The organism is Bacteroidales bacterium (assembly GCA_014860575.1).
Lineage (GTDB): Bacteria > Bacteroidota > Bacteroidia > Bacteroidales > JAAYJT01 > JAAYJT01.
The window spans coordinates 1-16,206 of sequence record JACZJK010000018.1 but is presented as its reverse complement, the minus strand read 5'-3'; the positions used below and the strand labels follow the sequence as shown (position 1 = coordinate 16,206).

Here is a 16,206-nt window from a genome sequence, read left to right as displayed (position 1 = left end):
ACGCAGCAGACCAGCAAAAACTAAGCAATTACCTGCAAAACGGTGGCGCTCTTTATATCGAAAGTGCAAATGTGGCTAAAGATTTCGAAACTACTGCTTTAAATGATTATCTTGGATTAACTTACCTGGATGACGGCACCGAATGGGAAATAACCCAACTTGAAGGAGCCGGGCTCAGTTTAACCGATCAACTGGAATTCAATTATTACGGTGGAACCGATGCGCATTACAGCATTGATAGAATGGGCACTACCAGCGGTGAAGTGCTGCTTGCCTGTGAAGAAAGCCATGGCAGAATGATCATGAATGAAGGCGAAAACTATACAGCCGTTTCGTCGTCTGCTATCTTTGGAGCTATTGCGAATGGAGAAGGTTTGAACCTGAAGCCTTATCTGATGGCTGAACTCATTAATCAATTCCTTGGCCTAAATTCAGTTTTCAGTCTGAACCTTACTGCCAGCCCGGAAGAAGGTGGAACAGTGGACGGCTCAGGTGATTTTATGGCAGGTTCGCAAGTTGAAGTATCTGCTACACCGGCTATTGGTTGGGAATTTGTAAACTGGACAAACCTCATGGGAATGATCATTTCAACGGATTCAATTTACAGTTTTCAAATGCCGGCAAGCACGATAACACTGATCGCAAACTTTATCCCTCTAACAGGACAAGTGGAATTCATTGTTCCGGCGCTTGTGTCAGCCTATCCAAATCCTTTTAACAATAAGGTCTCTCTTGATTTTGATCCCAGTTTCATCGGATCAGAATTCAGCATCATTGATCTTACAGGAAGAATAGTGTTGAGTGGTATGATCCGCTCAGAAAAAATGCATCTCGACTTCAGCAAGATTAACAGCGGTGTATTTATGCTTAATATTCCTGCTTTTCCCTTCAAACCAATCAGGATTATGAAGAGATAAGCGGTTCGTAAAGAAATCTTTGTTCTGATTGAGAGGTTGTTTCTAAAGGTCAATTCTTGTCATCCTGAACGAAGTGAAGGAACTCTAAATGTCTGTATATTAATTCTTCTCTCCACTAAGAATGACAAAAAACATAAGACTACAGGTTTTGAGGTAACCCTTTTTCGTGTGACCCCAAAGCACAACAAAGTTTATTTTTGTCTGACAATTGTTATTCGACTGCGAACTCGGATTTCACTTAATTTTGGCAAATTGTTGCATTTGAACATTCCGAGAATGAAACACCTGATCCTTGGTACAGCCGGTCATGTTGACCACGGAAAAACAGCCCTGATCAAGGCGCTGACAGGGATTGACTGCGACACACACAAAGAAGAAAAAGAACGTGGAATCACCATAAATCTTGGCTTCGCACACCTGGAATTGTCGGATGAAATTTCAATCGGCGTTGTAGATGTGCCCGGTCACAGGGATTTTATCAAAACCATGGTAGCAGGCGCTTATGGCATTGATTTCGTGCTGCTAGTCATCGCAGCCGATAGTGGGATCATGCCGCAAACCAGGGAGCACTTCAATATCATAAAAATGCTTGGGATCAGGCACGGTATTGTTGCGATCAATAAAGCCGACCTGGTGGATGACGACACTATGGAACTGGCCAAACTCGAAGCCATGGAATTGCTTGAAGGCTGTCCACTTGAAAATGCGCCGGTGGTGGCAGTTTCTTCGGTTACCGGCTCAGGAATTGATGACCTGAGAAGCGAATTATTAAAAATTGCCGCTTTGATTCCCGAAAAAAGCCATGTCTCAAATTTCAGAATGTACATTGACCGGATTTTTAATGTGCGGGGAATTGGTATAGTAGTCACAGGTTCGGTGCTTGAAGGCGAAGTAAGCGTGGGTGAGGAATTGCATCTCTTGCCCGGCGGGCATGGAAAGCTAAAAGTTAAAAGCATTGAACGCCACGGCAGGCAGGTTGAAAAAGTCGCAGCCGGTGATCGAGCTGCTTTGAACCTTTCTGGCTTGAAATACGAGGATTTTGAACGGGGCATGATTCTTTCTTCAAAACTTTTGCAGGAAACCAATTTGCTTGATGCCCAGGTTGAGCTTTTTCCGGGCAACATCAGGATCGGAACCTGGTCGCATCAGATTTTTCACACCGGAACATTCTCATCAAAAGCCCGGGTTCACCTGATCACGAAAAATGAACTGCTTGGTGCTGAAAAAGCAGTCGCACAGATTCACCTCGAAAAGCCTGCTATCCTGCTTGCCAACGACCGCTTTATCCTTCGCAACACTTCCAGCGACATGACTTTTGGTGGTGGTATAATCCTTGATCCCAGCCCCTTACATCATCGCCGCCGGACAGAAAAGTTAAAGAACGTTCTGCAAAACTTTGCCCAGATTATGACTGATCAGGAAAACCTGGCCGGCATGATCAGGTTCGAACTTCAAAAATCAAATACACCACTTTCGATTGATCAATTGGCTTCAAAATCATCCAAATCTGAATCCGAACTTCTAACTATAATTACTGCAAATCCTGGCGTGGCCTATGGTCTTCATTTCGAAGGGAAGGTCTTTCTGGCAGATGAAAACCATGAATCCAATATGGTAAAAGCTGTGTTAGAGAGTCTCCAACACTGGCATCAACAAAATCCTTTGAACGAGCGCGGGCTGGAAGCGCATGAGCTGGCTGGAAAATTCAACATCAGCAGCAAAGGGTTTGATCTTTTCTTCCTGAACCAGATGCTCGGAAAAATGGTACAGACTGGGAAGCTGAAAACGGTGGGGGCAACTTTCGCATTAATGGATCATAAAATAAGTTTCGATCGCAAAGCCGAAGAACAACTGAATCGGGTTGAGCAGATCATACTTGTTTCAGGAATGGTTCGCTCATCATTGAGAGAACTGGAAGCATTCGCTCAGCAAAATCAAATAAGAAAAAGCCAACTTAATTCCCTGCTACAGCACCTGGTGGCAAAAAGCAGGATTTACCTTATCGGCGATGATGTACTGCATGCAAGTATTGTTGACAACGCCCGTAAGTTGTTGCTGGCAAAATTATCCGTCAGTCCGCGTGGCATCAACGAAAAAGAATTCCGCACCCTGATTGATGGTACAAAAAAAGGCGTTCAGTTGCTAATTACACTTTTTCTGAAAGAAGGCATCATCAGCAAGCAAACTTTCTATTTGCTTATCACTGAAAAGGGAAGGGTGAAAAGTGTTAATGTGTGAGGGGTGTTAAAGTGTTAAAATCTGGCGGCTGGAAGCACAGTTGGGACGCAAACCCTGACCAGAGGGAGGGGATGGCGTCCCTTGTTTTATGATATTTAACAATTAAGATTGGCGCTGAAAACCTGAGCGATAATATATATAAACTTTGCTTAAGTTTGCCACTGAAAATCACCATTAACAAAAATATCATGAAAAAATTTATTGCTTTGATGATGCCAGCCATTTTCCTGCTGGCATGTGCTCCTGTGGCTGAGAAAGATCAGGACGAAACCAGTCCCGTTGGCCAGGCCACAATTGATCAACTGATTACTCAACTTGTTGACGAAAATGGCTCCGAACACCAATTCCGCATTGAGCGTGGTGTGAACCAGGCCGCAGCACTCTGGCGCAACAGCGATGGTAGCGTAAAAGATTTTGAAGATTTTGTTTCAGAAAACTTCATTGCCGATCCCAATGAACTGGATTTGGTGTTCGACCGCCTGGCGAATAACTTTGAAAACCTTTATGGCTATATGAACCGCATCACACTGGAGCTGAACCGCCAGATTCATGAACCGCGCGGAGATATTCATAAAATTGATCAGCTTTTTGGGGCCTACAGTCCTTCGGCCCATGTTCAGGATGATTTCTATACAAACAAGATTGCCTTTATCGTTGCGCTGAATTTCCCTTACTACACCCTTGAGGAAAAGAACGAACTTGGTGGTGACTGGGATGCCCGCCAGTGGGGTTACGCGCGCCTGGGAGAAGTGTTCACCGCACGTGTTCCGCCGCGCCTGTTGCAGGAAATGAACCAGGTTTACAGTGATGGAAGACTCTATATTTCAGAGTATAACATTTTTGCCGGAAAACTGCTGAATGAGGAAGGGGAAACTCGCTTCCCGGAAGGCATGAAGCTGTTGGCGCACTGGAATATACGCGACGAGATCAAATCGAACTACGACCAGCTAGGCGGGCTCGAAAAGCAGGAAATGCTTTACAATGTGATGCTGCGCATCATCAACCAGGAAATTCCCAAACAGGTGATCAACAACCCGGATTACCAATGGAATCCCATCAGCAATGAATTATTTCAAAACGGACAGCCGGTTCAGGGCGAACCTGAAGACATCAGGCGTTATGAGCACCTGCTGGCCAATTTCAAGGCGTTACACAATATTGACCCCTATTACCCCAGGCTCGACACCTACATCAAACGCCGCTTTGATGCCAGCATGGAAATTCCGTATGAGGAAGTGGATGCCCTTTTCAGAGAATATGCAGCTTCACCATTATTGCGCGAAACCGGTAAAATGATCAGCGAACGTCTTGGCCGGCCGCTGCGTCCATACGATCTTTGGTACGATGGTTTTAAAGGCAGAAGTGGCGTTTCTGAAGCGGATCTGGATAAGATCACCAAAAGCAAATACCCAACAGCAGAAGCCATGAATGAGGACCTTTCAAGGATTCTTCGTCAGCTTGGTTTCGATGCGGAAACGGCTGAGTTTATAGCTTCAAAAGTTGAAGTTGATCCGGCACGAGGTTCGGGTCATGCCTGGCGTGCTTCAATGCGCGGAACCACTTCACATCTGCGAACCCGCATTGGCAGCGATGGCATGGATTACAAAGGTTACAATATTGCGATCCATGAGTTTGGGCATAATGTAGAGCAAACCATCAGCGTACAAATGGTGGATAATTATTTTGTGAACGGAATTCCCAATACCGCATTCACCGAAGCGCTGGCATTCATGTTCCAGGCCCGCGATCTTGAATTTTTGGGCATCACACAGGATGATCCGATGAAAGAACACCTCGAAGTGTTGGACGCTTTCTGGGATAACTATGAAATGATGGGCGTTTCACTGATTGACATGGCCGTTTGGCAATGGCTGTATGAGAACCCGGATGCAAGTGCTGCCCAACTTAAGGAAGCCGTGATCAGGATCGCAAAAGAAATATGGAATGAATATTACGCCGATGTTTTTGGCGAAGAAGATATTCCGCTGCTGGCCATTTATTCGCACATGATCCAATCGCCACTTTACCTGATGAATTACCCTTATGGTCGCCTGATCATGTTCCAGTTGGAAGATTATTACCAGGGCAAGGACATCGCTGAAGAAACGCAGCGTATCTTTTCCATCGGGCAACTTACTCCAAGCCACTGGATGGAACGCGCCGTTGGTGAACAAATCAGCAATCAACCAATTTTTGCGGCGGCAAAGAAGGCGCTGAAGGAGATTAGAGTTGAGTAGGTTTTCATTCTCATCTAAGTCTGAAGCCACTTCGAATTTCGGATTTTGACTCGTCCCTCTCGAGATTCCCGCTTTAATTCAATTTGGGAATTTTTCCAACCCGTCTGCCAGCGAGGCACGGCTGCCGACTGCAAGCTGTTCGCAGATGGACGTTTCTATGAACTACTACATTTAAAACCTTTTGCGGTAATAAGCCGCCTTTTCTTCATCCTTGAAACGGGCGTAAATATTGTAAAGGTAAACAGCGTATTTCTTATCCGGGTTCTGCTTGTACAAGCGCTCAAAAATATCACGGGCTTTGCGGTAGTCCTCTCCGGCAGCTTCATAACCTTTGAGCAGGCGGGCATACTGGCTTCTGCTTTTGTTGCGCTCGTAGGCTTCTGTTTCAGCATTGTAACGTGCTTCACCGGCTTCAAAATATTTTTTGGCTTTCCATTCCAGGGCAGCAGCGTTGTTACCGTCAAGCTCAAGCAACTGACCAGCAACTGCTTCTGCCTCCTTTTCATTTCCAAGGTTAATGTGAACCAGCATTATTTTTTCAAGTAATTCAATACCCGGTTCGCGACTGAAAAACGGAATCTGAGTTTCAGCTTCTTCCCAGCGACTGGTTTCCAAATACATTTCAAATAAGCGCTCATGTGCACCGGCTTCAACAGCTTCATTCGGGAATTTTTCAATAAAAGTGTTGAGCACCGTCATTTCACGGGAAAAATTTTCTATTTCGCGGTAGTGGTTGATCAAAGCCAGGTAAGTATCGGCGCCCGCAAATCCATAGTGTGTTGAATGGTTGAAATATTCAATGGCTTTATCGTAATCCTTCAAAGCAATAGCAGCATGGCCGGCTTTGTCGTAATATGGGTTTTCCTCAAAAGCGTGGTTATCGTTCCAATTTTTAATGAGGTTCTCGTACTGCTGTAATGCAGCGGTGTAATTGCCTTCATTAAAGGCTTGTTCTGCATTTGTTTGCAAATCGGCGATATTCAGGGTTGTTTTACAACTGTTTAACAAAAGAGATATCGTGAGTGCAATAAGGCAGGTTGTAAATAATTGCTTGCGTATTTTCATGCTGCAAAAATAGGGATATTCGTTTATTTCGGTATTTAATCCATGTGAATCCCCTACGGGGAATTAGTATTGGCTCGGGATGGCTTTACTACGATAGTTTAGCCGCTACGCGGTAATTATCTCGTTATAAAGGATGTAAAACGGAACAACTTGCCAGTAGGGCATATTGTGTTGTAGCAATCAGAAATATACGGTTACCCAAATTAGCAGGCTTAAATGCTCAGTATGTTAAAATCTCATTTAATCCTTTTTTAATCTTATTGAGTTCCTCACGGCTGATTTCACCAATTTTACTAATAAATCTTTCTTTTGAAAGGGTTCTGATTTGAAAAGTGATTATTTCAGAGTCGCTATCAAGCCCGGGAACTTTGCTCTTTTCAATTACTATACAGCCGGCATAATCTTTTATTTTTGAACTCAATGGGCAAATTATGCAAATGCCAAGGTTGTCATTCATGGCATTGCCACTGACTACAACAACTGGCCTTATGCCTCGTTGCTCGCTGCCTTTAACCGGGTTTAAGTCGGCAAACCAGATTTCCCGTTGTTTCATTCTTCAGTCAGCATTTTCAGGTAATCGTCATGGCCTTCTTCAGCTAATGAAAACAGTTCTTCATCATTAGCGGCTTTCTTGAACGAAAGCTCATATTCGGCTTTTTTAAGCCTTTCAAAATAAGCATTTAAAGCCTTTTCTATAATGCGGTTTTTCGGTATCCGAAGTTTTCTCGCATATAGATCAAGCTGATCAAGAGTTTCAGTAGGTAAAGAGCTTGTGAAATTCATGGCAATAATTTTTGCAAATATAAATAATGTTTTTATTATATAAGTATGAATCGTACTTATAAGTTGAAACTACTTAACATTCACATTATACCACCTAATGAGCGCGAACTGGAGTAGGTCTCTTACAACTGCTGATAAAAATCATTGCCCTTGTCATCCACAATAATGAATGCCGGAAAGTTTTCGACGGTTATTTTGCGAACCGCTTCCATTCCCAATTCTTCGAAGTCAACCAGCTCAACGGATTTGATGCTGTCCTTGGCCAGGATGGCTGCCGGGCCACCGATGGAGCCAAGGTAGAAACCGCCGTATTTCGCACATGCATCGGTAACCTGTTTGCTGCGGTTGCCTTTTGCGAGCATGATCAGCGAGCCGCCAGCACTCTGGAATTTATCTACATACACATCCATGCGGCCGGCGGTGGTTGGGCCAAAACTTCCTGATGCCATTCCTTTGGGTGTTTTTGCAGGGCCTGCATAATAGATCGGATGGTTTTTGAAATAATCCGGCATGGGTTTGCCTTCTTCCAGCATCTGGTTGATACGGGCGTGGGCAATATCGCGGGCAACGATGAGCGTTCCTTTGAGGTTCAGACGGGTCTTAACCGGATATTTGCTCAGTTCGGCCAGTACTTCATTCATTGGACGGTCGAGGTCAATTTCAATGGCCGGAGCCATTTCTGGCGCTGCTTCTGGAAGGAAGCGAGCCGGGTTCTTTTCCAGTACTTCTATAAAAATGCCTTCTTCAGTGATCTTTGCCTTGATGTTGCGATCGGCGCTGCAACTAACACCCATGCCTACCGGACAGGACGCAGCATGCCGCGGCAAACGGATCACACGAACGTCATGCACGAAGTATTTGCCGCCAAATTGCGCGCCTATACCACTTTCTTCGCAAATTTTCTGAATCCGTTTTTCCCATTCCAGGTCGCGGAATGCCTGGCCATGTGCGTTGCCCTCGGTAGGTAGGGAGTCATAATAACCTGCCGAAGCTTTCTTAACCGCTGTAAGTGTGGCTTCGGCAGAAGTGCCGCCAATAACAACTGCCAGGTGATATGGCGGGCAGGCAGCAGCACCTAGTTCTTTAACTTTTTCACGGAAGAATTTAGTCAGGTTCTCTTCGCTTAACAATGATTTGGTTTGCTGGAAGAGTACGCTTTTGTTTGCCGATCCGCCGCCCTTAGTAATCATCAAAAACTCGTATGCATTGCCTTGAGTGGAGTAAATATCAACCTGGGCTGGCAGGTTCGAACCGCTGTTTTTCTCTTCTGTCATGCTCAGCGGAACGATCATAGAGTAACGTAGGTAGTTATCCTGCCAGGTATCAAAGATACCTTTCGACAAAAATTCGGCGTCGTTTAGTCCGGTGTAAACATTTTCCCCTTTTTTTGCGATCACAATGGCTGTGCCTGTATCCTGGCAACTGGGCAACTCGCCTTCAGCTGAAACAACCTGATTTACAATCATCGTGTGAGCAACAAATTTTTCGTTGTCGCTGGCTTCAGGATCTTTGAGTATTTTAGATAACTGCTCCAAATGAGCTGCACGCAGGTAAAATGAAACATCTTTGAATGCCTCTCGCGAAAGCAGTTCCAACCCCTCGGATTCTACTTTCAGGATTTTGCGTCCATTGAGATTTTCAACGGAAACATAGTCTTTTGTAAGCAAACGGTATTTGGTTGTGTCTTTCTGAACCGGATAGGGATCCTGGTAAATAAATTCAGTCATGATGATAGGGTTTTGGTTAATGATGAATGTAGTTGATGCAAATTTAGAGTTTTAAGATGAGTACTGCCAACAGATTGACCCAAAAAATAAAACTATTGTGAAAACAGTATTGGAGGTCACTATTGCACTGATTAATAACGTTTCATCCGATCTATATTTATTACCCCATACAAATTTTCACATGGCCGGATTCGAACAGTCCCGTGTTTGGGTTCGAACATTATGAATGGTCAGTGCCCGGCACCAATGATCACAATTATTTGTTAAACAACACAATATAACTTCTGGTATGATAGTGGTATTATCGGATGAAACATTTGTAGGATTCCCATAAACCAGCATCATTAAGCAATGTTGAAAAATTACTTTCTTGTAGCCTGCCGGAATTTTTTACGTAACAAGTTATTTACAGTGGTCAATATCCTGGGCCTCGCAACCGGACTGGCCTGCTTTCTCCTGATATCCTTATATGTGGAAAATGAACTCAGCTACGACAAGCACCACGGGCAAAGTGATCTTATCTATCGCATCACACTTGATGGAAGTTTTGGAGGCAATGATATCCGCACTGCCACAACCGGTGGCAGGGTGGGCGAACTTGCTGAAAACGAAATCCCTGAAATATTATCTCATGCCACTGTGTTCAGAGCACCTGAGTCGGTTCTGCTGCGTGTTGGAGAAAAGCAATTTTACCAGGATGGCATCCTATATGCCGATTCGGGCTTTTTTAACTTATTTACATACGACTTCCTGAGCGGCGACCCTTTGCGTGCTTTGGCACATCCATATTCAGTTGTAATTACGGAGGCATTGGCGAAGAAATGTTTCGGCGATGCAGATCCCCTGGGTCAGGTCATTGAATGGGACAATCAGCACAATATGGTTGTGCAGGGTGTGGTTCGTGATCCGGTTCACAATTCACACCTGCGTTTTAATGCCATGGCTTCACTCACTACTTTTCAGACTGACCGGCGTATGTGGCATCATGTAAACAGCCTTTCAATTTTTATTACGCATAATTATATCCTGGTTCAGAAAGGAACTCCAGTGGACCTGCTTGCTTCCAAGCTCACTGAAATGATTCAAAATCAAATGCGGGAAACCATTGAGCAGTATAACCTTCGGATAGAACTTGTTCCGCAGCCCATTACCGATATTTATCTGACCTCAAAACTGATTCAGGAACTGGGAGAAAACAGCGATTATTCACGTATCTACATTTTCTCGGCCATCGCTTTGCTGATCCTGACGATTGCCTGTATCAATTTCATCAACCTTTCAACTGCCACTTCCTCCAAACGTGCCCGGGAAGTGGGCATACGTAAAGTTTTTGGGGCAGAGCGTTCAATGCTTTTCAGGCAGTTTATACTTGAATCATTCATCATTACATTTATTGCCATGTTGGTGGCGCTTGCCGTTGTAGAAGTCTGTTTTCCATACTTCAGGGAATTTGCCGGCATTGCGGTGGAAATATCATGGTGGAGCCATAAAAAACTGGCCCTGCTCCTGCTGGGTCTGCTGCTTACAGTTGGCCTGATGTCTGGTTTCTATCCTGCCCTGGTTTTATCAGCTTTTCAACCTGTGAAGGTGCTTAAAGGCAAACTTTTCAAACACTCAGCACGTCCGGTTTTCAGGAATGTACTGGTAATTGTGCAGTTTACCATTTCGGTTCTGATCATTTTCAGCGCCGTGGTCATATATCGTCAAATGGATTACCTTGGTAAAAAAGACCTGGGAATTGAAATCAGCCAGGTGATCATTGCACCGCTACGCGACAGAAATCTGATCTCGCGTTATGAAACCCTGCAAAGTGAATTACGGAATGTGCCTGGTGTGGTTGATGTTTCGGCTTCATCAACCGTAATGGGAACTTTCGACCAACGCCAGACTTATTATCCCGAAGGCAGCACACGCCAACATGCTGAGATGCTTAGCTATCTGCAAACGGATTATAATTTCCTGGAAGTTTACCAGGCCGAACTGATGCAGGGAAGAAGTTTTAGTAAAACCAGAAATATTGACTCTGCTTCAATTATAATCAATGAATCCATGGCCAGGAAATTTGGCTGGGATGAACCATTAGGCAAACATCTGATACTCCCCGGAGGAGGAGAAGAAGCCAGCGACCAGCGTTACAAAGTGATAGGGGTAGTTAAAGATTTCCATTTCACCTCGCTGCACAACAATATTGAGCCTTTACTTATCGAATTGAACCCGCTTTATTTCAGGAATCTGAACATCCGGATTGAAATTGAGAACATGCAAAGCACTTTATCGCGGATCGAAAGCAAATGGCTGAGCCTGGTTCCCGACCGGCCTTTTGATTATTTCTTCTTCGACGAACGTTTTAACAGCCTCTACATGGCCGAGCAAAAGATGAGTGGAATTTTTATGTATTTCTCTTTCCTGGCCCTTTTTATTGCCTCGCTGGGTTTGTTCGGACTGGCGCTTTATACTACTGAGCGGCGCACCAAAGAAATAGGTGTGCGAAAAGTTTTCGGTGCACCTGTAATAAAAATTGTGTTTAAGCTGTTGGCCGGGTTCACACAATGGGTTCTACTTGCCAACCTCATTGCCTGGCCGCTTTCATGGTATTTCATGCACAAATGGTTGCAGAACTTCGCATATCAAACGCAAATCTCTTGGTGGATTTTTCTGATTCCAGCCAGTATTACCCTGCTCATTGCCGTTGCAACGGTTTCCTGGCAATCCTTCCGAACGGCAACGCAGAATCCGGTGAAAGCGTTGAGTTATGAATAGAAATGTGTGGGTTAATAGTTAATATTAAGACAGTTTATTTTTAAAATACTCATAAATCTCCACCTGCGCCCTTACCTTTTCTTTTGCTCCGTTTTTGCGGTATTTGTTGATAGGATGGGTGTTTACAAGGCGGGCTTTCTGATTATCGCGCCACTGAATTTCCAGAATGTCACGCAGTTCCTGCTGTATGACAGGATCAAGGATGGGGCAGGCCACTTCAATGCGGTTATCAAAATTACGAATCATCCAGTCGGCTGAAGAGATATAGTATTTTTCATCACCATCATTGCAAAATACGAAAATACGGGAGTGTTCCAGGAATTTATCTACGATGCTGATGGCTTCAATGTTTTCGCTCAAACCTTGAACACCGGGAACCAATACGCATATACCACGAATGATAAGCCTTATCTTTACACCGACCTGACTGGCCTTATAGAGTTTCTTCACAATTTTTTCATCTGAGAGGCTGTTGAGCTTGATCAACGCCCACGCTTTTTTGCCAGCCTGGGCATTGCGCATCTCACGATTCAGCATATTGATGAAAAAGTTCCGCATGTCAAAAGGCGCGACAACAAGGTTCTTAAACTTTGGAGGCTGGTATTTTGCATCGAACATGTGAAACACTTTGTTCACATCTTCAACTATTTGCTTGCGTGAAGTAAGCAGGCTGTTGTCGGCATAAACACGGGCGGTGGCCTCGTTAAAATTCCCGGTTCCGATGCTTGCGTAATAAACATTTTCCCCACTTTCCTTTCTTCTTATCAGCAACAACTTGCTGTGAACCTTGGTTCCGGGAATAGTATGAATGATTTTTACACCTTCTTCAATCAACTTTTCTGACCAGTAAATATTGGCAGCCTCATCAAAACGGGCCTGAAGTTCCAGGAATACTGTTACATCCTTACCATTCCTTGATGCATTGATCAACGCATTGATGACATTTGAGAACCGTGCTACACGGTACAATGTAATTTTTATGGCACGAACCTTAGGGTCAATAGATGCTTCACGGAGTAAGTCAATAACATAATGATAACTTTGGTAAGGATAGTGAAGCATAATATCTCGCTGTTTAAGCAGATCGAATATACTGGTTTGTAAAGACAACGCAGGGTGTGGCAAGGGAGGCGCTGGTGGATATCCAAGATCAGGACGCTTTACATCCGGAAATGACATGAAATCCTTGAAATTATGATACCGGCCTCTTTTGCTTACAGTGTCGTATTCTGTAATATCAAGCTTTTTCATCAACAGCTCCAGCAGGTCGGTGGGCATGGATTTATCATAAATAAACCTTACCGGAGATCCCATTTTGCGTTGCTTCAGGCTCTCGGTCATCACTTCAAGGAAACTCTTTGAAACATCGTTTTCAAAATCCATTTCGGCATCGCGGGTAAACTTTATAGTGTATGCCTCATACTTATCGTAGCCGAAAATGGAAAAGATACCGGGCAAACCGTAACGGATCACATCATCAAGCAAAATGATGAATTTTTTCCCATCCTGTTCCGGTAATAAAAGAAAGCGTGAAATGGTGGAAGTAGGAACCTTGATTAGAGAGAAAGTGCGGCTATCGGGCACCTTGCTTTTTTTCAATTCAATGGCCAGGTAAATACTCTTATCCTTGAGCCATCCCGCATCCTCAACGTTCTCAAGCATCAGCGGGAAAAGGTTGGTTCGCACATGATTTTTAAAATAATCCAGCACAAACTCACCTTGCTCGGGGCTTAACTCTTTTTCGTTAATTATAAAAATGTTCTCATCAGCCAACTCCCTCACAATCCTGCGGAAAATATCAGTAAAATCCTTTTGTTGAATTTGTTCGATCTCGAAGATTTGCTTGAGTATTTGGGCGGGGTTAAAGTTGATGAATTTATAGTCGCGCTTTCTGAATTTCAGCATGCGGTTAAGCGTAGCCACCCGAACACGGAAAAACTCATCAAGGTTATTTGAAAAAATACCGAGGAATTTTATTCGTTCCAGCAAAGGTACATTGGGGTCGGCGGCTTCCTGCAGCACCCGTGCATTAAAATGCATCCAGCTTATTTCGCGGTTAATGAGTTTTTTTGAGTTGGTCATGGTTTGGTTCTAAGCTATTTGTGTAGTCATTTAACATTTAAAGTTGGCAGTTGGCAAACAACAATTGGCAATTGGCTCCGTAAGCTTGCCAACTGCACACTGCCAACTGCTAACTATTTCAACCTAATCTTTCCGGAACATCCGCGGATACACCACAAAGTTAATTTTTCTTTTTGCAATGCCGGCCTTTTCCCATTGATCCGTATCAAAACTAATGCTTATAAGGCCTGAGGTAGGGAGATAATCTATTTTTGTTTCAAGAAACTGGTTGGCAAAAGTGGTGATGCTGGGATTATGACCCACCAACATCATGGAGTTCACATGCTTTGGCACATCAAAAAACTGCTCAAAATATGAATCAGAATCGCCAAAATACATCTTCTTCTCTTTCCTGATGTTGTCAACAGGATAATTCAATGCCCGGGCAAATATTTCCGCAGTGGCCAATGCCCGGACTGCCGGACTTGAAACGATCAGATCAACCCCAACTTCATGTTCGAGCATGTAATCAATCATTAGCTTACTTCTTTTCAGGCCTTTTTCAAGCAGTGGGCGTTCGAAATCATCGAGGTCGGAATTTTGCCAGGAAGATTTGGCGTGCCGAAGAAGATAGAGTGTTTTCATGTGTAGTGTTTTTATTGGCAGTCTGTTGAGAGCTTTCACCCCAAAGATAAGCAGGCCGGTTATTTTTCAAAGCCGCTCACGGAGATTTAATGATTATTTAACAAACAAAAACCCCAAGGGTTTGAGAAACCCTTGGGGTTATAGCGCTTTTCAAGTTTTCATTGTTCTAATACGCAAACAGCGGAAATTCTTCCATCATCCCGTTCACACGTTTGCGAACCGAGGCAATCACGCTTTCGCTGTCAATGTTTGAAATTACCTCGTCAATCATATCAACGATGGGTTCCATATGCTCTTCTTGTAGCCCGCGGGTGGTGATTGCTGGGGTTCCAACGCGGATACCGCTGCTTGTGAATGGGGAACGGCTATCGAAAGGGACCATGTTTTTGTTCACGGTAATATCCGCCTGAACCAGGGTATTCTCTACCACCTTGCCAGTAATATCGGGGAATTTCGGGCGCAGGTCAATCAACATCAGATGGTTGTCCGTTCCGTTTGAAACCACATGGTAGCCCCTGTCAACAAATGCTTTGGCCATAACCTGGGCATTTTTCTTAACCTGTATCATATATTCCAGGAATTCATCACTCAGGGCTTCCTGATAGGCTACGGCTTTTGCAGCAATTACATGCTCCAGGGGCCCGCCCTGCACGCCTGGGAACACAGCCGAATCAAGCATCGCCGACATCATCTTCAATGCACCTTTGGGCGTGGTAACACCCCATGGGTTCTCAAAATCTTTACCCATCAGGATCATACCGCCACGGGGGCCACGCAGGGTTTTGTGTGTGGTAGTCGTAATTACATGGCAGTAAGGAACCGGGTCATTCAACAGGCCTTTGGCAATCAAACCAGCCGGATGGGCAATATCAGCCATCAAAATGGCGCCTATCTGGTCGGCGATCTCACGCATGCGTTTGTAATCCCAGTCGCGGGAATATGCCGAAGCACCTGCAATGATAAGTTTGGGTTTATGCTCAAGGGCAACTTTTTCCATCTGGACATAATCAACCATTCCGGTTTCACGGCCTACTTCATATGGAATAGGTTTGTAAAGAATACCGGATGAGTTTACAGGCGAACCATGAGAAAGGTGGCCGCCATGCGAAAGTTCAAGACCGAGGAAAGTATCTCCAGGTTGCAGAACGGTCATCAAAACAGCCATGTTAGCCTGTGCTCCAGAGTGGGGTTGCACGTTGGCCCATTCGGCTCCGAATAATGCTTTGGCGCGGTCAATGGCCAATTGTTCGGTTTGATCCACGATCTGGCAGCCGCCGTAATAACGCTTCCCAGGATAACCTTCTGCGTATTTGTTGGTAAGAACGGAGCCCATGGCTTTCATTACCTGTTCGCTCACAAAATTTTCGGAAGCGATAAGTTCAATGCCATGCGTCTGGCGATCGCGTTCCTGTTCAATCAAATCAAAAATCTGCTTATCTTTCTTCATGATTTATAAAAATTTAGAATGTATTGGCCGTAGACAAAGCGTTTTGGGAAATTTGGTGCAAACTTAAGAAGAAAAAGGGAAAAAGGGAAAAAGGGAAAAAGGGAAAGGGGGAAATTGGGAAGATGAGAAGATGGGAAGATGGGAAAATGAGATGGAGTGTTGAGTAGTGGAATAGTTAATTGGTTTGTCTAGTCCTGAAATAGGTTTACACGAAAAGTAAACTAAAAACAGGATTATGAAGAGAAAAGTAAACTTTTATCCGGACGATTTTAAGTTGAAAGTTGTTCAGGAGTATCTGACCACCGATATAAGCCTCGATGAAATTA

General features: G+C 44.2%; 11 protein-coding genes. 4 read left to right on the top strand and 7 right to left on the bottom strand.

The annotated features are described in order from the left end of the window. Positions 1-71: 71 nt before the first annotated feature. The 3 genes from IH597_04430 (at position 72) to IH597_04420 (ending at position 5,392) form a co-directional block, all read left to right on the top strand. Positions 72-917 carry a T9SS type A sorting domain-containing protein gene (locus IH597_04430; protein ID MBE0661696.1) on the top strand — a complete coding sequence of 282 codons (846 nt, stop codon included), beginning with the start codon at positions 72-74 and terminating at the stop codon, positions 915-917. 276 nt (positions 918-1,193) lie between these two features. After that, positions 1,194-3,155: a selenocysteine-specific translation elongation factor gene (gene selB / locus IH597_04425; protein ID MBE0661695.1), complete on the top strand. Its 1,962-nt coding sequence runs from the start codon at positions 1,194-1,196 to the stop codon at positions 3,153-3,155. Positions 3,156-3,343: 188 nt separating this feature from the next. After that, positions 3,344-5,392 carry a hypothetical protein gene (locus IH597_04420; protein MBE0661694.1) on the top strand — a complete coding sequence of 683 codons (2,049 nt, stop codon included), beginning with the start codon at positions 3,344-3,346 and terminating at the stop codon, positions 5,390-5,392. Positions 5,393-5,563: 171 nt separating this feature from the next. On the opposite strand, the gene IH597_04415 is transcribed toward IH597_04420, so the two are convergent. From IH597_04415 to IH597_04400, 4 genes are all read right to left on the bottom strand, one after another. Further along, positions 5,564-6,457, bottom strand: a complete 894-nt coding sequence (locus tag IH597_04415; protein MBE0661693.1) for a hypothetical protein — start codon at positions 6,455-6,457, stop codon at positions 5,564-5,566. A 220-nt stretch (positions 6,458-6,677) separates the two neighbouring features. Beyond that, positions 6,678-7,010, bottom strand: coding sequence for a type II toxin-antitoxin system PemK/MazF family toxin (locus tag IH597_04410; GenBank protein MBE0661692.1), 333 nt, complete (start codon positions 7,008-7,010; stop codon positions 6,678-6,680). Continuing rightward, positions 7,007-7,240 carry a ribbon-helix-helix domain-containing protein gene (locus IH597_04405; protein MBE0661691.1) on the bottom strand — a complete coding sequence of 78 codons (234 nt, stop codon included), beginning with the start codon at positions 7,238-7,240 and terminating at the stop codon, positions 7,007-7,009. Before IH597_04405 ends, IH597_04410 begins: the two co-directional genes overlap by 4 nt. 122 nt (positions 7,241-7,362) lie before the next feature. Continuing rightward, entirely contained in the window at positions 7,363-8,967 is a 1,605-nt protein-coding gene (locus IH597_04400; protein ID MBE0661690.1) for a fumarate hydratase, read from the bottom strand. A 351-nt stretch (positions 8,968-9,318) separates the two neighbouring features. Here IH597_04400 and IH597_04395 point away from each other — a divergent pair, with 351 nt between their 5' ends. Then, positions 9,319-11,727 (top strand): ABC transporter permease, encoded by a 2,409-nt coding sequence (locus IH597_04395; GenBank protein MBE0661689.1) that lies wholly within the window; start codon positions 9,319-9,321, stop codon positions 11,725-11,727. Positions 11,728-11,751: 24 nt separating this feature from the next. Here IH597_04395 and ppk1 read toward each other — a convergent pair whose 3' ends face one another. From ppk1 to IH597_04380, 3 genes are all read right to left on the bottom strand, one after another. Then, positions 11,752-13,809 carry a polyphosphate kinase 1 gene (gene ppk1, locus IH597_04390; GenBank protein ID MBE0661688.1) on the bottom strand — a complete coding sequence of 686 codons (2,058 nt, stop codon included), beginning with the start codon at positions 13,807-13,809 and terminating at the stop codon, positions 11,752-11,754. Between the two features lie 123 nt (positions 13,810-13,932). Next, a complete protein-coding gene (locus tag IH597_04385) occupies positions 13,933-14,433 on the bottom strand; it encodes a histidine phosphatase family protein (GenBank protein MBE0661687.1) in 501 nt (166 codons plus the stop codon). Positions 14,434-14,599: 166 nt separating this feature from the next. Further along, positions 14,600-15,880 carry a serine hydroxymethyltransferase gene (locus tag IH597_04380; protein ID MBE0661686.1) on the bottom strand — a complete coding sequence of 427 codons (1,281 nt, stop codon included), beginning with the start codon at positions 15,878-15,880 and terminating at the stop codon, positions 14,600-14,602. Positions 15,881-16,206 lie beyond the last annotated feature (326 nt).